This window comes from Spirillospora sp. NPDC048819, from assembly GCF_040650055.1.
Classification (GTDB): domain Bacteria; phylum Actinomycetota; class Actinomycetes; order Streptosporangiales; family Streptosporangiaceae; genus Spirillospora.
Window position 1 is genome coordinate 77,445 of the sequence record NZ_JBEZGN010000006.1, and the last position, 22,048, is coordinate 99,492.

The window sequence follows — 22,048 nt, forward strand, 5'->3', positions numbered from 1 at the left end:
GTTCAAGCGCTGTGATCCTGTGCAAGCCGAACGAGCGAGTCGTAGGTGTCGGTCACCCGCTCCAGCTTGACCCCCAGGTTGCTGGCCCATTCGTCCAGCTGCGCCTGGATAGCCAGGCCCGACTCGTCGGCGGTCGTCACCGTTTCGATCTCCAGAAACGGTCCCACGCCCTCGACCTGGTCTAGGCACAACGACCACCGCCCCGCCCGCCCGGTCCGACGCTCTTTGACGATCCGGACCGTTGGACGGAGCCCCATCTGCAGCAGCGCGTCGTGCATCTGCCCGGGGTCGGCCACGATCGTTTCGGCCTCCAGGCAGGCCATCTCGTTGTCCTGCGGGGTCTTCACGGTGAACAAGTGCTTGCCCTGCACAGTCCGAATACGTCCGAACGGGACACCGGTCTTGGGCTTGCCGTAGTCCCACCAGGTCGGAGCGTACGCCTGATCCACCTGGACGACCGGTGGGGAGAGCACAATCTCTTGATCAGCCAGAGCCTGCACCAGCGCGTCCCGCTCGATCACGCGGTACTTGACCTCGATCTCCTGAGCTCCCACGGTGCCCCCGGTCGTGACGAGTTTGCTCGAAGGAGCCTAATGGCGCCGGCCTCCTCACGAGGGCTTTTGGGCAGGCGGACGGAGATGCGGAAACTTTACGCGGGTGGATGAGCCGCGTCGTATCTGCGTGATGCCGGAGGTCGTGCTGCGGAACAAGGTCGGGCCCGGAACCGGCATCTGCGGCAGCGCCACCTTTAGTCGAGGACGAAGACTCCCTCCGTGCTTCCCCTTAGATGCACCGCCACGCCACCAGGGATTTCCACCACCTCCAGGGGCCGGGTGAGGCACCACTCCTCGTCCGGAGCGGTGGTCGGCTGGAACGGGCCCCGCCGTTCGCCGGTAGTGATGTCCCAGGCGGCCATCGCACAGCCCTTGAACCGGCCTGCGGCGGTCAACTCGCGGTACGCGACGAACAACCGGCCGTCCCGGAGAAGCGCTTCCGGACCGGGAGAATCGTTCAAGTCGCGGACCTCGATTTCGGGGACGTCGCGAGACCAGGACTTCTCGCCGGTCTGAACGTCAAAGGCGCGCAAGGCGGTCGAGTAGCGTGCTTCATCGCCCGTCCCAGTGCGGCGGTTCTCGGTGAAGACCGCCGTACCCGCCGCGGCGTGCAACTGCCCACGCTCGCCCGGATCGTCCGACCTCAATCGGCTGCCGCGTCCGCCCGGCTGCCACCACACCGGCCGGCCGTCGGCGACCCGGACTCCGACCAGGTTGTGCGACACCGTCGCCTCTTCGACCTCGCCGACCTGCCCCCGGTAGATCTCGCGAGCGTCGACGACCGCCACTCCGTCGGTGACCGCCATCGACACCTGCTCGAACCGCTGCACATCGCCGGGCTCGGCGCCATCCCGCTTGACCTGCCATGACCAGCGCGGTCGGCCGGTGCCGCCGTCGAGCCGCACCAGCCGATGATGGGGGTCGACGTGCTCCCTTTCGCTCGGGCAGGAAACGACGGTCAGTACGTCGTCACCAACTAGGGCCATTTCGGTGGGCCGGCATCCCTCGTCGAGGACGAACCGCCACGCCGTGTCGCCATCGAAGGTGAACTGGCCCAGTGCGCCGCGTCCGGTGGAGCCGGGGTCATCCCGGGCCGACGGCATGTCGACCGTTACCCGGTCTGCGCCGACGCCGACGACGCTTACGGTGTCCGGCACCGCGAAATCCGCCTTCAGCCGGCCGGAGACCGTGTCGAAGACCCATACGCGGGTGCTGGCGCGCAACCCGTCGATGAACAGCGTCCGCGGCGTGTCGACGAAGGCCGTCATCGCGAGCAGCCGCCCGTCCGGACTGACCGCCGCGCTGCCGGTGTCCACTCGGTTGGGCAGGTGCCGCGGGCCGAGGATCCGGGCGTCCCACCGGTGGAACGTCCACCGCTGCGCTCCGTTCGCCGGATCCAGCATCCGCAGACCGCGTGGGTCCAGCACCGCCAAACCGCCCGCAGTGCCGATCACGGAGATGCGGGCGGAACGGGACGTCCCCTTTTCGTTCGGCGGCGTCGACCACGCCACCGTGCCGGTCAGCGCCGGGGAACCGGCCGCCACCGGCCACGACGGCCCCGCAAAGCGCCGCCGTCACACCCGCGGTCACAAGGGGATTCCTCGACACCGTCTGCAGGCGTGACATCGCGTACCTCGGGGGCGAGTGAGCGGCCCAGATCCTGTAAGGCCCTTAGGCGTACCACGGACACCGGCCGAGCACCATGCCGCGACCGATCACCCGACGCCCGGAGCACATCACCTCGCCGGCCACCAGGCGGTCGGGATTTATGGGACGGCTGCCGAGGCGATGCCTGTTCATGGCGGGTGGCCTGCGGGAGGGCGCGACCGGGTCCACCGGAGTCATGTTCATTGTGAACTGCGCCCGCATTAATTCGGGCGACCGTCCGCCAATGGGTGCGTTATCGTTTTGTGCGGGTCGCCCCGGCGGGTTCAGGAGCGAGTGGCCTTCCGGACACCGTGCACTCGGACAGTCATCCTGTGATAGCTGGTTTCCCATCCGAAAACTCGTCCTTCACATCGGGCCTGTTACGGGGCGGCTCCTTCGCAGTTCCAGGAGAGATAGTCATGGCCCACACGCGAGACATCATCATCAAGTCCACCCACCGTGGTCTCCGCTATGAGGACGGCCGGCTGACCGACGTCCTGGAAGCGGGCCGCTACGAGGTCCCAGACGCCTCGCGGCGCCGCAAGAACAGGCCCGTCGTCGAGATCGTGCTGGTGGACGTCCGCGAGCGGGAACTGCTTCTCAAGGGTCAGGAGATCCTGACCTCGGACAAGGTCGCGGTGCGGGTCAGCATCATCACCCAGTACCGGGTCGTCGATCCGGCCGCCGCGCTGGAAAAGGTGGAGTCCTACACCGACCGTCTCTACAGCGATGTGCAGCTGGCCGCTCGCCGCTCCCTGGCGTCCATGACGCTGGAGGGGATTCTCACCAATCGCAACCAGCTCAGCGAGGACATTCTCGGTGACGTGCAGGACGCCGCGTCCGGATATGGAATCGCCATTCTGCGGGCCGACGTCAAGGACCTGGTGTTCCCCGGCAACCTCCAGGAGATCATGAACCGGGTGCTCGCCGCCGAGCGGCTCAGCGAGGCGCAGCTCGTCGAGGCCAGGACCAGCGCGGAGCGGGAGGGGATCGAGGCTCGGTCGAAGGCCGAGACCGAGCGCGTCGCGGCGGAGGCCGAGCGCGAGTCGGAGCGGATCAAGGCCGAGAGCCGCGCGGACACCCAGCGGCTGCAGGCCGAGGCGGACGCCGCCGCCCTGCGGCTGCACGCCGACGCGGCCACCGCCTACACCGACCACCCGGTGCTGCTGCGTGTACGGGAGCTGGAGACGCTGGCGCGCCTCGCCACCAACGCCGAGGCCCGCCTCTACATCGGCTTCGACAAGCACACCGACCTGCACGCGGAGTGAACACACGCCCAGGGACGACCCCGGAGGTCGTTCCTGGGCGCGCGGGTGGTCACGTGCCGGCCACCATCACCGGGATCGTCAGCGCTATCAGGGCGGTCAGGATCCACAGGGCGGGCGCCGAGCCGAGGACCTGTTCGCGGCGGGCGGTGGCGCGGGCGGCCTCCAGGTCGCTGCGGGCCAGCCACCACGGGTTCTCCCGGTGTTCCAGCCAGGCGTGGACGGCGCCCAGCGCGCCGCCGTAGGCGAGGTGGCCGATGAGGCTCGCGAAGTCCGCGGCGATCGTGGGGGCCGTCCACCACAGGGGGACGTCCAGCACCGCGGGCATCAGGGTCAGGCCGCCGAACACCCACCAGAAGAACCCATAGGAGAGCCCCCAGCCGACGCCGGAGACCAGGTCGTAGCCGCGTCCGCGGAACAGCAGCGCGTAGGACACGCCGATGCCCTGGGCGATGAGGAGATGGACGATCCACCCGGCGACGTCGCCGCCCGCGCCGACGAGTTTCGCCACCGTGGTCAGCACGTCCACGGCGCCCCACACGAGACCGAAGAGGATCCCGCCGACGAGTCCGGACAGCGCGCCGTAGCCGACGACCCGCAGGCCGCGGGTCCCGATCGCGCGGTTGCGGAGCCGGACGTCGTCGACGAACAGGGCGCGGGCCAGGGAACCGAGCCAGCCGAAGACGGCCGCGATCCCGGCGCCGGCCAGCAGGTACGGCGGCAACCTGGTCGCGGCGTCCGCCACGGCGGGCTGCGACCAGTCGAGGCCGCCGTCGTCCAGCAGCGGGGTGAGGGTGAGGCCGGCGACGACCCACCACAGGAAGCCGTAGGCGGTGCCGCGGACGATCGCCGGGCCGGTGCCCTCCGCGCGCCCGGTGAACAGCAGCGGGTAGCCGACGCCCATGCAGACCGCGACGGCCGGCAGCCACCCGAGACGCGCGCCGGCGCCGGCGCCGAACGCGAGGACGAGGAGGCCGCCGACGATCACGGCGGCGAGCAGTCCTCGGAGGAGCGTTCTCGGGCGCAGGTGGTCCCGGGCGACGGAACCGCCGTCCCGCTGGAGAAGTGCGAAGCCGACCGCGGTGACCGCCCCGTAGTAGAGGTGGCCCAGCAGGCTCGGCACGGCGGCCTGCGCGGCGTCCAGGCTCCAGGTCATCGGCGTACCGGACAGCAGCGGCAGCAACGTCAGGGTCCCCAGGAACCACCAGAACACGCCGTAGGCCAGGCCCCAGAACAGCAGTTCGCTCGACCGGATCCGCTGGTGCGCCGCGAGCAGCCCGAACCCGGCGCCGACCGTGACCGCGATCGCCATGTTCAGGACGAAGCCGAGCCACGGCGCGCTGGACCCGGCGAGGACGGCGACGTCCGGGAGGGTGCCGAGCGACAGCATCGCCGCACCCCAGACCAGGCCCCCGGCCGCGCCGGCGAACGCGCCGGCGGGTGCGCCGCGCCCCGGGAACACCGGCTCGCGCACCGGTTCGCGCACCGCCTCCGCCGTCATCGCGCACCCTGCCCGGGCAGCGGCGCCGGAGCGTCGGCGGGTGGGCCGGTGACGACGATGTCGCGCGGGAACGCCGCGTCCAGGACCCAGTCGAGGAGGACGCGGACGCGGCGTTCGACGCCGGGCAGCTTGGCGAGGTAGATGCCGCGCCACAGCAGCCAGGCGACCAGGCCGGAGAAGGGCCGGCCGCGGATCTCACCCGCGGCGGTGCGATGGCCGAGCGCGACGAACGTCCCGATGGTCCTGAACCGGAACGGGTGGGGGCGCTGGCCGCCCAGGACGGCGGCGATGTTGTCGGCGACCGCCTTGCCCTCGCGTGTCGCGTGCTGGGCGGTCGGCGGGTAGAGGGCGCCGTCCTCGGCGGGGATCTGGGCGCAGTCACCGATCGCCCAGACGCGGTCGAGTTCGAACGCGCGGAGCGTCCGGTCGACGACGACGGAGCCGCGGCGGCCGCTCTCACCGGGAAGGATCCGCAGCAGCGGGTTCGACCGGTTGCCCGCCGTCCACACGAAGGTCGCCGTCTCGATCACCTCGCCGCTGTCGAGCCGCACGCTCCGGCCGGTCGCGGCGGTCGCGCGGGCACCGAGCCGGAACTCGATGCCGCGGGCCCGCAGCTTCGTCAGCGCGTAGTCGCCCAGCCGGTCCGACAGTTCCGGCAGGATGCGCTCTTCGGTGTGGACGAGGACGAAACGCGGCTCGTCCGGGTCGATGGCGGGATAGAAGTGGAGCACGTCGTGAGTGAGGTCGTACAGCTCGGCGACCGACTCCGTCCCGGCGAACCCGCCGCCCGCGACGACGAAGGTCAGCAGGCGCCTCCGCTCCGCCGGGTCGGCCTCCTGGTCGGCGCGCTCCAGCAGCGCCAGCACCCGGTCCCGCAGCCGCACCGCGTCCGCGAGCGACTTCAGGGTCAGCGCGTGCTCCGCCACGCCCGGCAACTCGGGAAAATGCGGGACGGACCCGACCGCGAGCACCAGATGCTCGTACCCGACGGCCTCGCCCCCCGACTCGAGGACGACGCGCCGCCGCGCGACGTCGACGCCGGCGACCCGCCCGTGCCGGAACCGCGTGTGGGACGCGGCGGCGCGAACCGGTGAGCTGATGTGCCGCTCCTCCAGCCCGCCGGACGCCACCTCGGCGAGCATCGGCGTGAACAGCAGGTAGTTGGAGTCGCTGATCAGCGTCACGTCGATGCGGTGGCCCCGCAGGTTCAGCCGCTCGAACCGGCGCGCGGCGCTGACACCGCCGAACCCTCCCCCGACGATGACGACGCGCGGCGCGGGCTTTTCCGGATTTGCCGGACGTCCGGGGAGCCGGCGCGCGGCGACGTGGAACAGCATCCCGGCGAGCGTCCCCTGGAGCAGTGAGCCGACGAGTTCCGGGTACACGGCCGTGGCGGCCTCGACCGACCAGGTCGGGCTGGTGCCCCGGAGCCACGGACTCAGCGTCAGCCACCACACCGTCCAGCCGAGAAGCCCGAGCAGCAGCCCGCCCGCCGCCGACACCGCAAGGCCGGACGGACGCCGTCCGACGAACACGCCGAGCAGTTCACCGACGACCGCCGCGTACAGGGCGAACACCGCCCAGCCGTACGTCCCGTGGGACGCGAGCAAGTTCTGCGAGGCCATCAGCGCGCCGACCGCCAGCCCCGACGCCAGCCCGCTGCCCATCCCGACGAGCACCCGGACGCCGCCCCTGAGCGCCGTAGGTCCTTGCTCTCGAAACCGCACGTCACATCACCGTCCCCCGCCGTGGGCGGGGCCGCCCGCTCGTCCCCGTCCCAGCAGAGCCTCGGGACCGGACGAACCGCCCCCGTGAAAACCGGCGCGTTCCGACCCCGAGGCACTCGCTTCCCCGTACGGGCGGATGCGGCCGGCCGGTTCAGCGGAGCCGCGCCGAATTCCGGCGGGAGGAGTGGGCGCCGGTTACGGGGCGGCCGGGGCCTCCGGCGGGGTGCGGCGTTTGCGCGGGGCGGCGGAGCGGGGCGGCTGGGTGCGCATGTGGTCGCGCACGCGGGTCATGATGTCGCCGAGATGGTGCAGGTCATCGCCGGACATGGGGTCGAACAGCAGGCGGCGGACGCCCCGGACGTGGCCGGGCAGGACGCGGCCGAAGAGCGCCAGGCCGTCCTCGGTGATGGTGACCAGGGTGGCGCGCTCGTCGTCGCGGCCGGGAGCACGGGTGATGAGGCCGGCCTTCTCCAGCAGGCCGGCCTGGTAGGTCAGGCCGCTGCGGCTGTAGACGACGCCGTCGGCCAGCTGCGTCATGGTCAGCGGGCCCTGCGCGTCGGCGAGGCGGGCCAGAAGCTGGAACTGCACGTAGCTGAGGTCGCCCTCGGCGCGCAGTTGCTGTTCGACCTGGTGCTGGAGGAGGCTGACGGCCTCCATGAGCATGAAGTAGGCCCCGAGCTCCTGGGGATCGAGCGCCTCACCGTCATCGGCGCCGGCGTCGGGGTGGGTGGCGCTCATCCCGCCATCGTACGTGCTTCGAACTCAAAGCATTGTGACGAGGGTCACGGGCCCGCCCGGTATTGCTTCGAAGTTGAAGCAGGTTACGGTGGCAACATGCTTCGACTTCGAAGCACGAGTGAAGGAGAGATCATGAAGGCTGTGCGTTACCACTCCTACGGCGACAGCGGCGTCCTGGTGTACGAGGACGCCGATCGTCCGGCTGCGGGAGCGGGACAGGTGGTGGTGAAGGTGGCCGGAACCTCGTTCAACCCGGTGGACGCCGGGCTCCGCGGCGGATACCTGCAACAGGCCTTCCCGCTCGCCCTCCCGCACATCCCGAACTTCGACGTGGCGGGCACCATCGCTGAGGTCGGCGAAGGGGCCGGCGGCTGGAACGTCGGGGACGCCGTCGTGGCGTTCCTGCCGATGAACGAGCCGGGCGCAGCCGCCGAATACGTCGCCGCACCCGCCGAGGCGCTGGCCGCCGCCCCCCGCACGGTCGATCCGGCCGACGCGGCGGCACTGCCCTCGTCCGGCCTGACGGCCTGGCAGGCGCTGTTCGAGCACGCCGGACTCAAGGCGGGGCAGAGCATCCTGGTCAACGGCGCGGGCGGCGCGGTCGGCGGCTACGCCGTCCAGCTCGCCGTGCAGGCGGGCGCCACCGTGACCGCGACCGCGAGCGCCCGCAGCGTCGACCGCATCCGCTCCTACCGGGCCGACCGGATCGTCGACTACACCGACACCCCGGTCCCGCAGGCGGTCGCCGGGCAGCGGTTCGACGTCGTCCTGAACCTGGCGAAGACCACCCCCGAGGAGACCTCGCGGCTCGTGGACCTGGTCGCCGACGGCGGAGCCTTCGTCAACACCGTTCCCCCCGGCCCGCAGGACGCCGGACGCGGAGTGCGGACGGTGCAGATGTTCGTCCGCAGCGACGCCTCCCAGCTCGCCGGCCTCGTCACCCGCGTCGACGCCGGCGACCTGAAGATCGACGTCGCCCAGCGGCGGCCCCTGAGCGACCTGGCCGCCGTCCACGACGATTCCGACGCCGGACGCCTGCCCGGCAAGACCGTCCTGACCCCTTGATTCCATGCACCGGACCTTGACGCACCGCGAAGGCGTGGCCGGCTCCATCCACGACCACGCCTTCGCGATGACTGCGGGCTCCAGCGACGGCATCCGCACCGGGGCGGCGGTGCGGATGCCGGCGGTCAGGACCGTTGACCGGGCTCGTCGACGACGGCGATGGCGTCGCGGACGATGAGACGCTGCAACGTCCCCGCCTTCACCGTGCTCGGGGCTTCGCCGTCCGACTCTGTCGTGTGAGTCTTGACCGCGACCGCACGCTCCCCGAGGTAGGCGTAGGTCTTCGGATCGAGCAGCACCTCCTCGTGCAGCCAGCCGTAGAAGGTCCGTCCCAGGGCGATCATCGGCCGGCCGTTGACGTCGACCCTGCCCTTGATCGGCGTCACGCCGGGGATCAGCTTGATGGCCCGGAAGATCGCCGCCTCCCTCTCCGGGGACTGGACGCTTTCACGCAGAATGGTGACCAGCCTTTCGTAGGCGAGGTCGTAGTAGCCCTCGCTCCCGCCGACCTTCCGCAGCAGCGCCTCGGGGTCGCTGGGCAGAGGATCGAACTCGGACGCGGTGGACGGGGTCCCGAGTTCCGGCCCGGTCTGCACCTTGCCGTCCTTGTAAGCGGCGAACTGCCTGCCGTCGACCCGCCGCCAGAGCTCCCAGGCATTCGTCTTGTACGGACCGCCCGTGGCGAGCCCGCCCGCGTTGGCCGACGTTGTCAGCCGCATCTTCGTGTAGACCCACTGCCGGGGCTTCGGGAGGGTGAACGGCCGGGTCTCCGCGGCCTTGGCGGCCTGGTCGAGGACGTGTGCCGCCTGCGCGACCGAACCCAGCGGAATGTCCGGGGGCAGCGGCGGCTTGGTCCGCCGTCCATCATCGTCGGCCAGGACGATCACCCCGGCGGCCATCGCCGCCAGCGCGCCCGCGGCGACAAGGCGTACGCCCAGCCGCGGGAGGCGGAACCGGCGGCGCGGCCGCTCCGGCTTCACCGGTTCCCCGCCGGCCGGTGTCCAAGCTGCCGTTTCGGCGTGGGAACCCTCGTTCGGCGCGGCCGCCATGACGTCTTTCACCAGGGCCCGCGCGGCCGGCCGGCCGGCGAACCCGGCCAGGGACTCGTCGCGGACGCGGGCCATCGAACGCACCAACTCGTCGGTGGAGTGAGGCTTCATGTCAGGTGCTCCGTTCGCTGATGGGACGCGTGGTGGCGACGGGAATCACGTCGCTCTGCGCCGCGCGCAGGGCACGGGAGAAGCGCTTGCGCGCCCGATGCAACCGGACGCGCGCCGCCCCCGCCGAGCAGCCGAGGACCGCGGCGACGGCGGAGTGGTCCAGTCCCTCCCAGGCGACCAGGCCGAGCAACTCGCGATCGTCGTCGGACAGGCCGCGGAAGGCGTCGGCGATCGCCGACGCCTCGACCGGATCCTCGACGCCGACCGCGGCGATCTCGTCCCGCAGGTCGTGGCGCAGGCTCGTCGTACGCCGCCGACGCTGCGCCTCGCCCCGCCAGTGATTGGCCAGCACCCGGCGCGCGACGCCGTACAGCCACAGCCGCGCCCGGCCGCCGGGCGGAATCTCCTCCAGCCGCCTCCACGCGATGGTGAACGTCTCCGCGACGACATCGGCGGCGTCATCCGGCGACGGACAGCGACGCAGCACATAGCCCAGGATCGGCTCGTACGTCGCGGTGTACATCGCCTCGAACCTGTCCTCGCGATCACCCATCGAAGCCCCGATGGCCGGATCTCTCATGGCGCACGCGCATCTCCTTCACTGGGGGGACACCCCGTACGTGTCGAGAGATCCACCAGTGTTACCGCCCAACGCCCCGTCAGTGGGCGGGCTTGCCGAACCAGCGGGAGAGGTGGTCGTCCAGGTCCTGCTGATCGTCGCCGATCCAGGCGACGTGGCCGTCGGGGCGGAGCAGGACGCATGGAACATCCAGGGCCGCGGTGGGATCCGACAGGTGATCGACCCGGTCCGACCAGCCGCCGGCGGTCAGGCGTTCGGTGCGGTCCAGCAGCAGGCCGCGGCCGCGATGCAGCAGACCGTAGAGGCGGCCCTGGTCCACGTCGATGTCGCGCAGGCGGCGGCCGAGCAGGTCGGGGCCTTCGCCGAAGTCGTAGCGGACGCCGATCGCGGTGATCTTCTCGATCAGATGGCGGTTCACCTCGTCGAAGTCCATCAGTTCGGTGAGCAGCCTGCGCACGGCCTGCGGACCCGGCTCGGCGGACAGCAGTTCCGTCTGGGCGCGAGTGTTGTCCAGCACGTCCTCGGCGACCGGACGGCGTTCGGCCTCGTAGGTGTCCAGCAGGGTTTCCGGCGCCCAGCCGCGGATCTGCGCGGCCAGTTTCCAGCCGAGGTTGAAGGCGTCCTGAACACCCAGGTTGAGGCCCTGACCGCCGATGGGCGGATGGACGTGTGCCGCGTCGCCGGCCAGCAACACCCGGCCGACCCGATAACGCTCGGCCAGCCGGGTGGCGTCCCCGAAGCGGGACAGCCAGCGCGGGGAGTGCACGCCGAAATCGGTTCCGGCGATCGCGCGCAACTGTTGCTGGAAATCCTCAAGGGTCGGCGGTTCCGCGCGATCGCCGACTCCCGCGGCGGGGACGACGACGCTATAGACGCCCTCGCCGAAGGGCCTGAGCCAGAATCGCCGATGGGTCGCGCCGACTTCGGTCACCTTGGCGGCGATCTCCTCCTGCGGCACACCCACTTCCATCTCGCCCATCAGCGTCTCGGTCCGCGAGGGCTCGCCGGGGAAGCCGACGCCGAGCAGTTTGCGCACCGTGCTTCGCCCGCCGTCGCAGCCGACGAGATAGCGCGAACGCACTTGTTCCCCGTCGGCCAGCCGGACGGTCACGCCCTCGTCGTCCTGCTCGAAACCGGCGACCGCGCAACCGTGCCGGACCTGCGCACCCAGTTCGACCGCATGTTCTTCCAGCAGACGAACGACGACCGGCTGCGGGATGCCCAGCAGATAGGCGTGCGCGGAGTCCAGGCGCTTGGGCGCGGGTTTGGCGATGGCGGCGAAGAATCCGGCGGCCGGACGCTTTCTTCCGTGTTCGAGAATGCGGTCCAGCAGTCCGCGCATCGCCATCAGCTCGAGACTGCGAATATGCAGACCGACGATGCGGACGAACGACACGGGCTCGGTTTCCTTCTCCAGAACGAGTACCCGCACATCGTGCAGCCGAAGTTCGGCGGCCAGCATGGCACCGGTCGGCCCGCACCCGGCAATGATCACGTCGAACATGTGGGGTGGGCGATCGGCGCCGGAGGCCCGCGAACGGAGTTCGGGGACATCGCCCACGGTGGAGTCGCGCTCGGTCGTGTCGCTTGACGACGGCTTGGCGGTGAACTGCGGAGCATGCATGGGTGTTGCCTTTCGGGAGTGCCTTGTTGTCGAGGCGCTCCCGGCGACACCTACGTCAATCGCCGGCCATGACGGGAAGGGGGAGCACCCACGTCGATCCGTTCATGGGTCTCACCTCCTCGGGCGGTGTCACGGTCAACGGCAAGTTACAAGCCCGAGCATCACGCCGTCCACCCCTTTCCCCACCACGTGATCACGACCGGAACCCCGCAGCGGACGGTCTACTGGGCCATGTCGACGAAGCGGCTGTAGTGGCCCTGGAAGGCGACGGTGACGGTGGCGGTGGGGCCGTTGCGGTGCTTGGCCACGATCAGGTCGGCCTCACCTGCGCGCGGCGACTCCTTCTCGTAGGCGTCCTCCCGGTGCAGCAGGATCACCATGTCCGCATCCTGTTCGATTGAGCCACTTTCACGGAGATCGGACACCATGGGCTTTTTGTCCGTCCGCTGCTCGGGGCCTCGGTTGAGCTGCGACAAGGCGATGACCGGGACGCCCAGCTCCTTCGCGAGGAGCTTCAACGACCGGGAGAACTCCGACACCTCGACCTGGCGGCTCTCCACGCGCTTCCCCGACGTCATCAGCTGCAGATAGTCGACGATGACCAGCCGCAGATCATGCTGCTGCTTCAGCCGCCGGCACTTCGCCCGGATCTCCATCATCGACATGTTCGGCGAGTCGTCGATGAACAGCGGCGCCTCGGCGACCTCGCTCATCCGCCGGGCCAGGCGCGTCCAGTCCTCGTCCTGCATCGTGCCGGACCGCATCGCATGCAGCGCCACCCGCGCCTCGGCGGACAGCAGCCGCATCGTGATCTCGTTGCGCCCCATCTCCAGGCTGAAGAACGCCGACGTCAACCCGTGCTTGATGGACGCGGCACGGGCGAAGTCGAGCGCGAGGGTCGAGTTGTGCGTCGGGATGCACGACCGCCCCGCCAGATACATGTGGTCGTCGTTGTCGACCTGGACGCACCGCACCGGCACGCTCGGCACCCGCCGCACGTCCACGATGTACCGCACCTGAGTCTCCGGGTGCACGTTCTCGCGCTGTCGCTCTGCCTTACGCGACAGCCGGAACACCGTCTCGGCAGGCGTGAAGTTGATCCGGTAGTACGTCGAGGTCTCGGACGACCGCCCCTTGACCGGCTTGGTGGTCATGGTCGCCCGGTAGCCGAGGCTGAGGATCAGCTCATGAGCGTTCTCCGCCAGCTGCTTGTTGACGAACGCGAGCCGGACCTCGCCGATCTTCGACACGTGGCCGTCGGTGTCGAGCATCCCCGCGAGCAACGCCCGCCGCTGCGCTTCGGACGCCCGCAAATATTCGGGGGGAATGTGCTTGTTCCGCCAGAGCCCCAGCTCCTTGATCTTCCCGGTCAGCCCCGGAAGCCCGAACTGCCCCAGAGTCTGGCGCCGCTCCACGGGCTGCCCGGCTGCCTCGATATGCTCCAGGATCTCCTCGTCGAAGCACGTGATGGATCCTTCCCAGCTACGCCCATCCCCGAGCCATGCACCTAGAACGTATGGATCGACGGGCAGACTGGCTGAGGGCAACTGGAACGGGGCGGCAACCTCCACGGCATGGTTGGGCCGGTTGTCGCCGTCGCAGCGCAGGGTGGCGGCTATCTCTTCCGTCGTCTTGATGGGCCGATGCTTGGCGGTGGTCGCAAAGTTCACTGGGCGGACGGCGCGCCCCAGCAGGCCACGGTAGAGGCTCGTGCAGCCGTAGCGAGGCTGACGCTTCGAGATGCTCACGTCGGCTTCGCCGCGGTGGCCCAGGTCCCGAGTGACCGCGTACAGCGCGTGCTCGAACTCGGTTCCCACCTCGGCCACGGCCTCACGATGCGACAGGAGCCGCCGTGGCCGCTCGTTGGCGTCCGCCGTCGCCGACCTCACACGATTGATCGCTTCGTCCGGCCAGTGGTGAGCAGTCTTGTTCTCGGTCCGCTGACGGCGGCCGGCGCGGGTAGTGGTGCGCCACTGGTGTTCGGCGTCGGCGATGATCACCTCGCCGTCGGAGAACTCGATCTCGTAGCAGGGGCGGTCGTACATCACCTCGGTGGCGGCCACGACTCGGGTCGGCTTGCCGTCGGCGCCGAGCAGGAAATCCCCGACCTTCACCTCGCCCATGGTGGTCCACCCAAAAGGGGTCGGAAGGGGAGTTTTCAGACAATTCGCCTTGCCCATCGCAGGGCGGGCGGCGACGACGATCATCTGTCCGGCGTGGAGGCCGTTGGTGAGGGCGTCCAGGTCGGCGAAGCCGGTCGGGCAGCCGACCATCTGGCCGCCGCGGCTGCCGATCGCCTCGATCTCGTCCAGCGCGCCCGGCATGATCTCGCTGAGGGGGACGTAGTCCTCACCGGCGCGCTTCTCGGCGATGGCGAAGACCTCGGCCTGGGCCCGGTCGAGAACGTCGTCGGCGTCGGCCCCGTCGGCGGCGTAGCCCATCTGGACGATGCGGGTGCCGGTCTCGACCAGGCGGCGCAGGATCGAACGCTCGTGGACGATCTTGGCGTAGTACCCGGCGTTGGCCGCGGTGGGCACCAGGGAGATCAGGGTGTGCAGGTACGGGGCGCCGCCGATGCGGCCGATCTCGCCGTTCTTGGTGAGCTCGCCGGCGACGGTGACGGCGTCGGCGGGGTCGCCGCGACCGTAGAGGTCGAGGATGACGTCGTAGATGATCCCGTGTGCGGGGCGGTAGAAGTCCGGGGTGCGCAGGAGCTCGACGACCTCCGCGATGGCGTCCGGGGAGAGCAGCATCCCGCCGAGCACGCCCTGCTCCGCGGAGATGTCGTGCGGTGGAGTGCGCTCGAAATCCGGCTCCGGCGGTCCAAGCTCGGCCACGCTCACCGTCGCACCCCCTTCATCTCGGTCGCCCGCGGCCCCGTCCGCCTCATCGCCGACCGTTCGTCCCACGTCTACCTGACGCGTCCGACATTCTCGCGAGCCCACGCGGCGGCGAGCAAAGCGTCCTGTGGACAAGCCTGTGGAGTCCCTGTGCAGACACGCCGGAAAGGTTGTGCACGACCTGTGGAAAACTCTGTGGATTCATCGTGGAAGACTTCGATGACAGCCAGCTGAGCTGCAAGGACGTCATCCACCGGGTGTGCGGGAAAGAAAGGTCGGCCGCCTCGCCCGATGTAAGGGGTCAAGCTGCTGACGAGAATTACAGGGCTGGTACTCTCGGCGCGGTGACGACCTCCCGGCGGCCCGCGACCGCGCATGATCGCGAGATCCTGCGCCTGGCCGTCCCGGCGTTCGGCGCGCTCGTCGCCGAACCCCTGTTCCTGCTGTCGGACTCGGCGATCGTCGGGCACCTCGGCACCGCGCAGCTCGGCGGACTGGGAGTCGCCGGCCAGGCCCTGAGCACGCTGGTCTACCTGTGCGTCTTCCTCGCCTACGGGACGACGGCCGGGGTGGCCCGGCAGATCGGCGCCGGGGACCTGCGGGCCGCGATCCGGCAGGGCATCGACGGCATGTGGCTCGCGCTCGCCATCGGGGTCGCGCTGATCGTCGCCGGCTGGCCGCTGATCCCGCTGATCGTGGACGCGTTCGGCGCGTCCCCCGTCGTCGCGCCCTACGCCGCGACCTACCTGCGGGTGAGCCTCTTCGGCATCCCGTCGATGCTGGTCATCCTCGCCGGGACGGGGGTGCTGCGCGGCCTCCAGGACACCCGTACGCCGCTCCTCGTCTCGATCGGCGGGTTCTCGCTGAACATCGTCCTCAACGTGCTGTTCGTGATCGTCCTGGACTGGGGGATCGCCGGCGCGGCCTGGGGAACCGTGATCGCCCAGACGGGGAGCGCCGCCGTCTACGTCCTGGTCGTCCTGCGGGCGGCGCGGCGGCATTCGGCGCCGGTGCGTCCCGACATGGACGGGCTGAGGACGTCCGCCACGGCGGGGTTCGGGCTCCTGCTCCGGACGGCGGCCCTACGCGTCGTCCTCATCGTGGGCACCTCGATCGCGGCCCGCATGGGGGACGAGGAGATCGCCGCGTACCAGGTGGGTTTCCAGGTGTGGACGCTCTTGGCGTTCGCGCTCGACGCCATCGCGATCGCCGGGCAGGCGATCACCGGGCGCTATCTGGGCGCGGGCGACATCGCCGGCACGCGGGCCGTCACACGCCGGATGGTGTGGTGGGGGATCGGCTGCGGCGTGGCCTTCGGGCTGATCGTCCTGCTGGTCCGTCCGTGGCTGCCGGGCCTGTTCACCTCGGACGGCGGAGTCCGCGAACTGCTGCTGGCCTCGCTGCTCCTCGTCGCGGTGATGCAACCCGTCGCGGGCGTGGTGTTCGTCCTGGACGGGATCCTGATCGGCGCGGGCGACGGCGCGTACCTCGCCGCGACGACGCTGATCGCGACGGTCGTCTTCCTGCCCGCCGCCATCGTCCTCTACCGGGTGGACGCCGGGCTGATCGGGCTCTGGTCGGCGATCGGCCTGTGGATGCTGACCCGGATGCTCACCCTGGGCCTGCGCGCCCGCGGCGACCGCTGGATGGTCACCGGCGCCGTCCGCTGAGAGCCGATTTCCGCGAAGCGCACCCGCCCCGGCAGTCACACTCGCTACTATTCGAACATGTGTTCCACACACGGCGAGCGGATGGCCCGGCTGACACAGGCGATCGACGACCTGGCGGCGGAGGGCCTCGCGGGGCTGCCCCCGGAGACCCTGGTGGAACGGGTCGCGGGGATCTGGTCCCTGGTCGAAGGCATCGACCCCGAGATCGCCCGCCGCCGCACCCGCTACACCACCCCCGAAACGTAGCGGCGCCCGCCGCGGCCGGCCGGTCAGCCGAAGTCGCCGAAAGTCGGGAACGCCGGCATCTGCTGGCCACCGGTGACACCGCCCGGGCTCGGCGAACCGTTCAGCCGGGCGGCCACCGACCTGCGGAGCTTCGGCAACTGGGCGTAGAGCACGTCGCCGGGGCACGCGGTGCTGTTGTAGTCCCGGTGGCCGACGATCGCCTGGGACGGGTCGAGGTTGTACGCCTGGCAGAGCCAGACGCACACCTCCACGAGCGAGTCCCACAGACGTCCCGGGACGCGTTTGTTCGTGTATGTGCCCTCGTTCTCGATCCCGATCGTGTGCCCGTTGTGGTGCAGGACCTGCGCGCCGACGGCGAGATCGCCCGCCCGGACGGCTTTCAGGCTCCTGTTGCGTCCCTCCATCACGATGCCGCCGCGGCTGATCGTGAGTTGCTGGCCCGTGTCGTCCCAGCCGTTCCCGTTCATGTGGAAGTTCTGGATGGACCGGGACAGGGCGAACGCGTGGCCGAGCGAGCGGTCACTGGAGTTCGCCGTGGCCGTGTGGTGGACGACGATGTGGTCAGGTGGCCGGCCGAGGACCTTGGCGGGACGCCGCGGCGGCCGCGCGTTCCATTGCGCACGCGTGTACACGTGTGGAACGTCCGCCGTGAATGCGACGTGATCGCCGACCCGGTGGTCCGGTCCGGCGGAAAACTCGTCCGCCATGGCCGCATTCTGGACGGGAGCTCCCATCCACAATGCCTCCAGCAGGCCCGCCCCCACCACGCCGCCGATGAGCGACCGGCGCGTCACCGGTGGGCCGCCCCGTCGCCGGCCGTCCGCGCTCTCCCCCGAATGCGCGATCAACACCGTCCCCCTTCGTTCCGCGGCGATCTTGTCACGGAACGTATTGACCGCTTAGTTGATCAACCAAACACAGGGCGGTTCGTGGACGTTTCACATGAAACCCAGGGGACATCACCCCCGTTTGAACGAGGCAACGCCGGACCTTGCAACAGAGATTGCCGACGTTAGAGCCGCCCGGAGGCGGTTCCCGGCGACGGCACGCCGGCGCCCCGATGGCGCCGACCCCGGCGACGCGTGGGCGCAGACATGACGCGTGGGCGCAGACATGACGCGTGGGCGCAGACACGAACCGTGGGCGTGCACGAGACGCGCGGGCGCGGACACGACGCGTGGGCGCGGACACGGACACGACGCGTGGGCGCGGACACGACGCGTGGGCGCGGGCACGACCCGTGGGCGTGCACGCGACGCGTGGCCGGGATCAACCAGGTCGGAGTGGCCGCAACCGGTACGCACTCCAGGCCACGCCCATGATCCCGAACACGGTCAGCAGTACGCCCGCGCCGACCACGTTGCCGGAATGCGCGATCCATCGGTCGACGACCGGCACGCGGGACGCGGTGACTTCCTGCGGGTCGCGTCGTCCGTCATGGTCGACGAAGGTCAGCCTGGTGCGCTTGTGCGGCCCGATGTCAGAGGGGACGCCGTCGCGGTGGGCGCGCAGCGCGGCCTGCGCGGCCCGCCGGTCGGCCTCGTCGTTGGCGCGCACCTGGGCCGGGCTCTCACCTATGCAGTGCCAGACCGTACCGCCCTTGACGGAGACGGAACGGCAGTCGACACGGGTGAAGGTGTGCGTCTCCAGCCCGAGCGCACCCGTACCCGCCGAGGTCACGCCGACGCCGGCCGCCGCCGTCAGCACCCCGGCGGACAGCCACCCCAGCCCCGCAGCCGTCCATCGCCCTCGCCGCATTCCGCTCCCAGGAGTGTCCCTGCGGCCAGAGTACGCAAACGCCATGTATCCGACGCCGAGTCAACGGAGCCGGCCTGCCGGAAGCACGTGCGGCGGTGGTTGCGGCGTGTGGGCGGGGGGGTCGGCGTCGGAGGTGGTGTGGTGGATGCGAAACGACCCCCGTGCCTCGGGTGGTCCCGGGGCGCGAGGGTCGTTCGGTGGAGCGTGTCAGGCTTCGACGACGTCGACGTCGATGGTGGCGTTGACGTCGCTGTGAAGGCGGACGCTGACCCGGTGGGTGCCGACCGTCTTGATCGGGTTGCCGATCTCGATGCGGCGGCGGTCCAGGTCGGGGCCGTCGGCCGCGCGGACCGCCTCGGCGATGTCGGCGGCGGTCACGGCGCCGAAGAGGCGGCCGCCGCTGCCGGTGCGGGTGCGCAGCGTCACCCGCAGCGCCGCCAGCCGGCCGGCGACCTCCTTGGCGTGCTCGACCGTGGCGATCTCGCGGGACGAGCGCGCCTTCTTGATCGAGTCGATCTCCTTCTCGGCGCCCCGGGTCCACCTGATCGCGAAACCGCGGGGGACGAGGTAGTTGCGGCCGTAGCCGTCCCGGACCTCGATGACGTCACCGGGCTCGCCGAGCCCGGAGACCTGCTGGGTCAGGATGAGCTTCATGATCTATCCCCCTGCCTCAGCGCGCGGTGCTGGTGTAGGGCAGCAGCGCCATCTCGCGGGCGTTCTTGATCGCCGTGGCGACGTCCCGCTGGTGCTGGGTGCAGTTTCCGGTCACCCGCCGGGCACGGATCTTGCCGCGGTCGGAGATGAACTTCCGCAGCAGGCCGGTGTCCTTGTAGTCGACGTAGGAGATCTTCTCCTGGCAGAAAACGCAAACCTTCTTCTTCGGCTTGCGGGGAGGTGGCTTCGCCATCGTGGTGCTCCTTTGGGAGAGCCCCGCTCACGCGGGAATGGACGTGTACTTGATCTTGCTGGCCGGAACGGCCGGTCTAGAACGGCGGGTCGTCGGAGAATCCGCCTCCGCCGCCACCGCCGCCGGTGGCCCAGGGGTCGTCGGCAGGGGGGCCGCCCTGCTGGCCGCCGCCGAAGCCGCCGCCCTGCTGGCCGCCGCCACCGCCGCCGCCGAAACCGCCGCCGCCCTGGCCGCCGCCACCGCCGCCGCCGCCGCCGAAGCCGCCGCCACCGCCACCGCCCTGCCGCTGGGTCTTGTTGACCTTGGCGGTCGCGCTGCGCAGTGACGGGCCGACCTCTTCGACCTCGATCTCGAAGACGGTGCGCTTCTCACCCTCGCGGGTCTCGTACGACCGCTGCTGGAGACGGCCCTGCACGATCACGCGCATGCCGCGCTGCAGGGTCTCGGCCACGTTCTCCGCGGCCTGCCGCCAGACGTTGCAGGTGAGGAACAGCGCCTCGCGGTCCTTCCAGTCACCCGACTGGCGGTCGAAGTACCGCGGGGTCGAGGCGATGCGGAAGGACGCGACGGCCTGGCCGCTCGAGGTGAAGCGCAGATTCGGGTCCTCGACGAGGTTCCCGACGATCGTGATTACGGTGTCGCCTGCCATGGGGCTCGCTCCGGCTGGTGAGAGGGCTGAGCCTGGCTCAGTGGACCTCGGGGCGGATGACCTTGGTACGGAGGATCGACTCGCTCAGGTTGAGCTGCCGGTCGAGCTCCTTGACCGTGGCAGGCTCAGCCGACAGGTCGACCACCGCGTAGATGCCTTCGGACTTCTTCTGGATGTCGTACGCCAGGCGCCGGCGGCCCCAGACGTCGACCTTCTCCACGCTGCCGCCGCCGTCCTTGACGACCTTCAGGAACGGGTCGAGGGCCGCACTCGCGGTGCGCTCGTCGATGGCGGGGTCGAGAATGGTCATGAGTTCGTAACGACGCATGCTGTCCCTACCTCCTCTGGACTGATGCGGTCACGGTCTCTCCGTGACAGGAGGGCTGTTGCGTCTCCCGCGGCGGCGCCGGACCCCGGATCGCCGGGCGCACCTGCCGCGAGACCGCTCCAGGCTACCAACAGTTGGCAGCGTACGAGCCGGTTCCGACAGCGAGCGCCGACAGCGAGCGCCGTCAGCGCCGCATGCCCGACCGGACGTTCTTGCCGCAGCGCCGACGCTCCAGTTCGGCCATGATGTCGGCCATGCGGGCGCGCATGCGGGCGGTCTGGGTCGTCAGCAGCGACAACTCCTCCACGAGCTCCGCGTCACCGATGAGCCCCAGCTCCGCTTTCGTCACCATGGTTCACCTCCTGCTCTCCCCCGCTTCCCCTCGGGGGCCGGACCGGGCCGGATTTCTCGAATCTGTGTTCGACTCTACCGGGTGCCGCCGACATTTTCCGGGCGTCCGCCCCGGTTGATCGCCGGTCCGGCTGGGAATCCCTACGGGCACGGTCCGTCCGTTCCCCGCGGGCAGCGTGTGCCCCTCACGCGGGAGACTCGACGTGGAGGAGGGTCCCATGCCGCAGGAGGCAGCAGGTACCAGAAGGCAGGCCATCGGCCTCGACGGCGAACCCGAACCGCACCGGCTCCAGGACGCGCTGGCGGTGGCGTCGATCACGGTCGGAATCGCCGCGCTCATCCTCGGCTGGATCCCGGCGACGCACTTCCCCGGGGCCGTCGCCGGCCTGATCGGCCTGCCGCTCGCCCTGTACTCCCAGTTGATCTCCGAGACCACGAACGAGCGGTGGCTGAACGTCATCGGCATGGTGGCCTCGTTCCTGGGCGTCGGCTTCGCGCTGAACAACGGCGGCTTCTCGATCTGACCTTCGCCGCCCGAAGATCCGGTGACCGCCGGGCCCGCTCCCGCGTGGGCCCGGGTGTTCGTGTGCGTTGTCGGAGGGCGCGGCTAGGCTCGTGGCATGCGCATCGGAGCCCATGTCGATCAGACCAACCCGCTCGACAACGCCCGCGCGATCGGGGCGGACGTCGTTCAGTTCTTCCTGGGTGACCCGCAGGGCTGGAAGAAGCCCGTCCTACCGGAGGGCGTCGGTGCGCTGGCGGGCTCGGGAGTGGACGTCTATGTGCACGCGCCCTACACGATCAATGTGGCGACGTCCAACAACCGGATCCGCATCCCGAGCCGTAAGAACCTCACCCAGCAACTGGAGGCGGCCGCGTCCATCGGCGCAAAGGCGCTGATCGTGCACGGCGGCCATGTGCTGAAGGACGACGACCCCGAGATGGGCTTCGAGAACTGGCGCAAGGTGTTCGAACGGGTCGAGTGCCCCATCCCCGTCTACATCGAGAACACCGCGGGCGGCGGGAACGCCATGGCTCGCAAGTTCGACCGGATCGCGCGGCTGTGGGAGGTGCTGTCCGGGGTTCCGGGGCTGGAGTCCAAAATCGGTTTCTGCCTCGACACCTGCCACGCGCACGCGGCGGGGGAGGAACTCGTGGACGCCGTCGACCGCATCAAGGCCATCACCGGCGGCATCGACCTGGTGCACTGCAACGACAGCCGCGACGCGTTCGGGTCCGGTGCCGACCGGCACGCCAATCTGGGCAACGGCAGCATCGATCCCGAACTGATCCTGAGCGTGGTGCGGGCCGCGGGTGCGCCGGTCGTGGTGGAGACGCCGGCGGACGGTCAGGCGGACGACATCTCCTGGTTGCGTTCGAATCTCTGACCGCACGCAGAGTCGGACGATGGAACCCTTCCGGCAGACGCGGCATCCAA

22 protein-coding genes are annotated in these 22,048 nt (G+C 70.2%); 6 read left to right on the forward strand and 16 right to left on the reverse strand.

Translation table 11 applies throughout. The features are described 5' to 3' along the window. Positions 1–2: 2 nt before the first annotated feature. Together AB0C35_RS11160 and AB0C35_RS11165 are read right to left on the reverse strand one after the other, a co-directional pair. Complete coding sequence (locus AB0C35_RS11160) at positions 3–554, reverse strand: CYTH domain-containing protein (protein ID WP_358453158.1); 552 nt, start codon at positions 552–554, stop codon at positions 3–5. Between the two features lie 194 nt (positions 555–748). Continuing rightward, positions 749–1,957 carry a PQQ-binding-like beta-propeller repeat protein gene (locus tag AB0C35_RS11165; protein WP_358453707.1) on the reverse strand — a complete coding sequence of 403 codons (1,209 nt, stop codon included), beginning with the start codon at positions 1,955–1,957 and terminating at the stop codon, positions 749–751. A 663-nt stretch (positions 1,958–2,620) separates the two neighbouring features. Between AB0C35_RS11165 and AB0C35_RS11170 the strand changes: the two genes are divergently transcribed. Then, complete coding sequence (locus tag AB0C35_RS11170; RefSeq protein WP_358453161.1) at positions 2,621–3,469, forward strand: slipin family protein; 849 nt, start codon at positions 2,621–2,623, stop codon at positions 3,467–3,469. 49 nt (positions 3,470–3,518) lie between these two features. Here AB0C35_RS11170 and AB0C35_RS11175 read toward each other — a convergent pair whose 3' ends face one another. The 3 genes from AB0C35_RS11175 to AB0C35_RS11185 all read right to left on the reverse strand — a co-directional run bounded on the left by AB0C35_RS11175 (position 3,519) and on the right by AB0C35_RS11185 (position 7,432). Next, positions 3,519–4,967, reverse strand: coding sequence for a hypothetical protein (locus AB0C35_RS11175; RefSeq protein ID WP_358453164.1), 1,449 nt, complete (start codon positions 4,965–4,967; stop codon positions 3,519–3,521). Then, the gene (locus tag AB0C35_RS11180) at positions 4,964–6,694 is read right to left on the reverse strand and encodes an NAD(P)/FAD-dependent oxidoreductase (RefSeq protein ID WP_358453167.1); all 1,731 of its coding nucleotides are present in this window, start codon (positions 6,692–6,694) and stop codon (positions 4,964–4,966) included. The genes AB0C35_RS11175 and AB0C35_RS11180 overlap by 4 nt, the downstream gene beginning before the upstream one ends. Positions 6,695–6,889: 195 nt before the next feature. Next, positions 6,890–7,432: a MarR family transcriptional regulator gene (locus AB0C35_RS11185; RefSeq protein WP_358453170.1), complete on the reverse strand. Its 543-nt coding sequence runs from the start codon at positions 7,430–7,432 to the stop codon at positions 6,890–6,892. 132 nt (positions 7,433–7,564) lie between these two features. Between AB0C35_RS11185 and AB0C35_RS11190 the strand changes: the two genes are divergently transcribed. After that, entirely contained in the window at positions 7,565–8,497 is a 933-nt protein-coding gene (locus tag AB0C35_RS11190) for an NADP-dependent oxidoreductase (RefSeq protein WP_358453173.1), read from the forward strand. A 125-nt stretch (positions 8,498–8,622) separates the two neighbouring features. Here AB0C35_RS11190 and AB0C35_RS11195 read toward each other — a convergent pair whose 3' ends face one another. From AB0C35_RS11195 to dnaB, 4 genes are all read right to left on the reverse strand, one after another. After that, positions 8,623–9,657 (reverse strand): CU044_5270 family protein, encoded by a 1,035-nt coding sequence (locus tag AB0C35_RS11195; protein ID WP_358453176.1) that lies wholly within the window; start codon positions 9,655–9,657, stop codon positions 8,623–8,625. 1 nt (position 9,658) lies between these two features. Then, positions 9,659–10,210 (reverse strand): sigma-70 family RNA polymerase sigma factor, encoded by a 552-nt coding sequence (locus AB0C35_RS11200; RefSeq protein ID WP_358453178.1) that lies wholly within the window; start codon positions 10,208–10,210, stop codon positions 9,659–9,661. A 106-nt stretch (positions 10,211–10,316) separates the two neighbouring features. Beyond that, the gene (gene rox, locus AB0C35_RS11205) at positions 10,317–11,741 is read right to left on the reverse strand and encodes a rifampin monooxygenase (protein WP_358453710.1); all 1,425 of its coding nucleotides are present in this window, start codon (positions 11,739–11,741) and stop codon (positions 10,317–10,319) included. A 341-nt stretch (positions 11,742–12,082) separates the two neighbouring features. Continuing rightward, on the reverse strand, positions 12,083–14,704 hold the full coding sequence (gene dnaB, locus AB0C35_RS11210) for a replicative DNA helicase (RefSeq protein WP_358453181.1): 2,622 nt from the start codon (positions 14,702–14,704) through the stop codon (positions 12,083–12,085). 341 nt (positions 14,705–15,045) lie between these two features. Between dnaB and AB0C35_RS11215 the strand changes: the two genes are divergently transcribed. Continuing rightward, complete coding sequence (locus AB0C35_RS11215) at positions 15,046–16,371, forward strand: MATE family efflux transporter (RefSeq protein WP_358453188.1); 1,326 nt, start codon at positions 15,046–15,048, stop codon at positions 16,369–16,371. Positions 16,372–16,428: 57 nt separating this feature from the next. Then, positions 16,429–16,617 carry a hypothetical protein gene (locus tag AB0C35_RS11220; protein WP_052357975.1) on the forward strand — a complete coding sequence of 63 codons (189 nt, stop codon included), beginning with the start codon at positions 16,429–16,431 and terminating at the stop codon, positions 16,615–16,617. Positions 16,618–16,640: 23 nt separating this feature from the next. Here the strand turns inward: AB0C35_RS11220 and AB0C35_RS11225 are convergent, their stop codons facing one another. From AB0C35_RS11225 to AB0C35_RS11255, 7 genes are all read right to left on the reverse strand, one after another. Continuing rightward, positions 16,641–17,324 (reverse strand): peptidoglycan recognition family protein, encoded by a 684-nt coding sequence (locus AB0C35_RS11225; protein ID WP_358453192.1) that lies wholly within the window; start codon positions 17,322–17,324, stop codon positions 16,641–16,643. A 562-nt stretch (positions 17,325–17,886) separates the two neighbouring features. Next, complete coding sequence (locus AB0C35_RS11230; RefSeq protein WP_358453195.1) at positions 17,887–18,375, reverse strand: hypothetical protein; 489 nt, start codon at positions 18,373–18,375, stop codon at positions 17,887–17,889. A gap of 207 nt (positions 18,376–18,582) precedes the next feature. After that, positions 18,583–19,029, reverse strand: coding sequence for a 50S ribosomal protein L9 (gene rplI / locus AB0C35_RS11235; protein WP_358453198.1), 447 nt, complete (start codon positions 19,027–19,029; stop codon positions 18,583–18,585). Between the two features lie 16 nt (positions 19,030–19,045). After that, complete coding sequence (gene rpsR / locus AB0C35_RS11240) at positions 19,046–19,282, reverse strand: 30S ribosomal protein S18 (protein WP_019631633.1); 237 nt, start codon at positions 19,280–19,282, stop codon at positions 19,046–19,048. A 76-nt stretch (positions 19,283–19,358) separates the two neighbouring features. Then, a complete protein-coding gene (locus tag AB0C35_RS11245; protein WP_358453201.1) occupies positions 19,359–19,931 on the reverse strand; it encodes a single-stranded DNA-binding protein in 573 nt (190 codons plus the stop codon). A 37-nt stretch (positions 19,932–19,968) separates the two neighbouring features. Beyond that, positions 19,969–20,259, reverse strand: coding sequence for a 30S ribosomal protein S6 (rpsF, locus tag AB0C35_RS11250; RefSeq protein ID WP_089310777.1), 291 nt, complete (start codon positions 20,257–20,259; stop codon positions 19,969–19,971). Between the two features lie 184 nt (positions 20,260–20,443). Then, the gene (locus AB0C35_RS11255) at positions 20,444–20,611 is read right to left on the reverse strand and encodes a hypothetical protein (RefSeq protein WP_358453204.1); all 168 of its coding nucleotides are present in this window, start codon (positions 20,609–20,611) and stop codon (positions 20,444–20,446) included. A 217-nt stretch (positions 20,612–20,828) separates the two neighbouring features. On the opposite strand from AB0C35_RS11255, the gene AB0C35_RS11260 reads away from it, so the two are divergent. Continuing rightward, the gene (locus tag AB0C35_RS11260) at positions 20,829–21,134 is read left to right on the forward strand and encodes a hypothetical protein (RefSeq protein WP_358453207.1); all 306 of its coding nucleotides are present in this window, start codon (positions 20,829–20,831) and stop codon (positions 21,132–21,134) included. A gap of 96 nt (positions 21,135–21,230) precedes the next feature. Next, positions 21,231–21,998: a deoxyribonuclease IV gene (locus tag AB0C35_RS11265; RefSeq protein WP_358453210.1), complete on the forward strand. Its 768-nt coding sequence runs from the start codon at positions 21,231–21,233 to the stop codon at positions 21,996–21,998. Positions 21,999–22,048 lie beyond the last annotated feature (50 nt).

Excerpts from the sequence above, each read along its gene's own strand:
- AB0C35_RS11165 (WP_358453707.1), bottom strand. The coding sequence starts at position 1,957 with ATGCTGGATCCGGCGAACGGAGCGCAGCGGTGGACGTTCCACCGGTGG.
- AB0C35_RS11170 (WP_358453161.1), top strand. The coding sequence starts at position 2,621 with ATGGCCCACACGCGAGACATCATCATCAAGTCCACCCACCGTGGTCTC.
- AB0C35_RS11175 (WP_358453164.1), bottom strand. The coding sequence starts at position 4,967 with ATGACGGCGGAGGCGGTGCGCGAACCGGTGCGCGAGCCGGTGTTCCCG.
- AB0C35_RS11185 (WP_358453170.1), bottom strand. The coding sequence starts at position 7,432 with ATGAGCGCCACCCACCCCGACGCCGGCGCCGATGACGGTGAGGCGCTC.
- AB0C35_RS11190 (WP_358453173.1), top strand. The coding sequence starts at position 7,565 with ATGAAGGCTGTGCGTTACCACTCCTACGGCGACAGCGGCGTCCTGGTG.
- AB0C35_RS11195 (WP_358453176.1), bottom strand. The coding sequence starts at position 9,657 with ATGAAGCCTCACTCCACCGACGAGTTGGTGCGTTCGATGGCCCGCGTC.
- AB0C35_RS11200 (WP_358453178.1), bottom strand. The coding sequence starts at position 10,210 with ATGGGTGATCGCGAGGACAGGTTCGAGGCGATGTACACCGCGACGTAC.
- rox (WP_358453710.1), bottom strand. The coding sequence starts at position 11,741 with ATGTTCGACGTGATCATTGCCGGGTGCGGGCCGACCGGTGCCATGCTG.
- AB0C35_RS11220 (WP_052357975.1), top strand. The coding sequence starts at position 16,429 with ATGTGTTCCACACACGGCGAGCGGATGGCCCGGCTGACACAGGCGATC.
- AB0C35_RS11225 (WP_358453192.1), bottom strand. The coding sequence starts at position 17,324 with ATGGCGGACGAGTTTTCCGCCGGACCGGACCACCGGGTCGGCGATCAC.
- AB0C35_RS11230 (WP_358453195.1), bottom strand. The coding sequence starts at position 18,375 with ATGCGGCGAGGGCGATGGACGGCTGCGGGGCTGGGGTGGCTGTCCGCC.
- rplI (WP_358453198.1), bottom strand. The coding sequence starts at position 19,029 with ATGAAGCTCATCCTGACCCAGCAGGTCTCCGGGCTCGGCGAGCCCGGT.
- rpsR (WP_019631633.1), bottom strand. The coding sequence starts at position 19,282 with ATGGCGAAGCCACCTCCCCGCAAGCCGAAGAAGAAGGTTTGCGTTTTC.
- AB0C35_RS11245 (WP_358453201.1), bottom strand. The coding sequence starts at position 19,931 with ATGGCAGGCGACACCGTAATCACGATCGTCGGGAACCTCGTCGAGGAC.
- rpsF (WP_089310777.1), bottom strand. The coding sequence starts at position 20,259 with ATGCGTCGTTACGAACTCATGACCATTCTCGACCCCGCCATCGACGAG.
- AB0C35_RS11255 (WP_358453204.1), bottom strand. The coding sequence starts at position 20,611 with ATGGTGACGAAAGCGGAGCTGGGGCTCATCGGTGACGCGGAGCTCGTG.
- AB0C35_RS11260 (WP_358453207.1), top strand. The coding sequence starts at position 20,829 with ATGCCGCAGGAGGCAGCAGGTACCAGAAGGCAGGCCATCGGCCTCGAC.
- AB0C35_RS11265 (WP_358453210.1), top strand. The coding sequence starts at position 21,231 with ATGCGCATCGGAGCCCATGTCGATCAGACCAACCCGCTCGACAACGCC.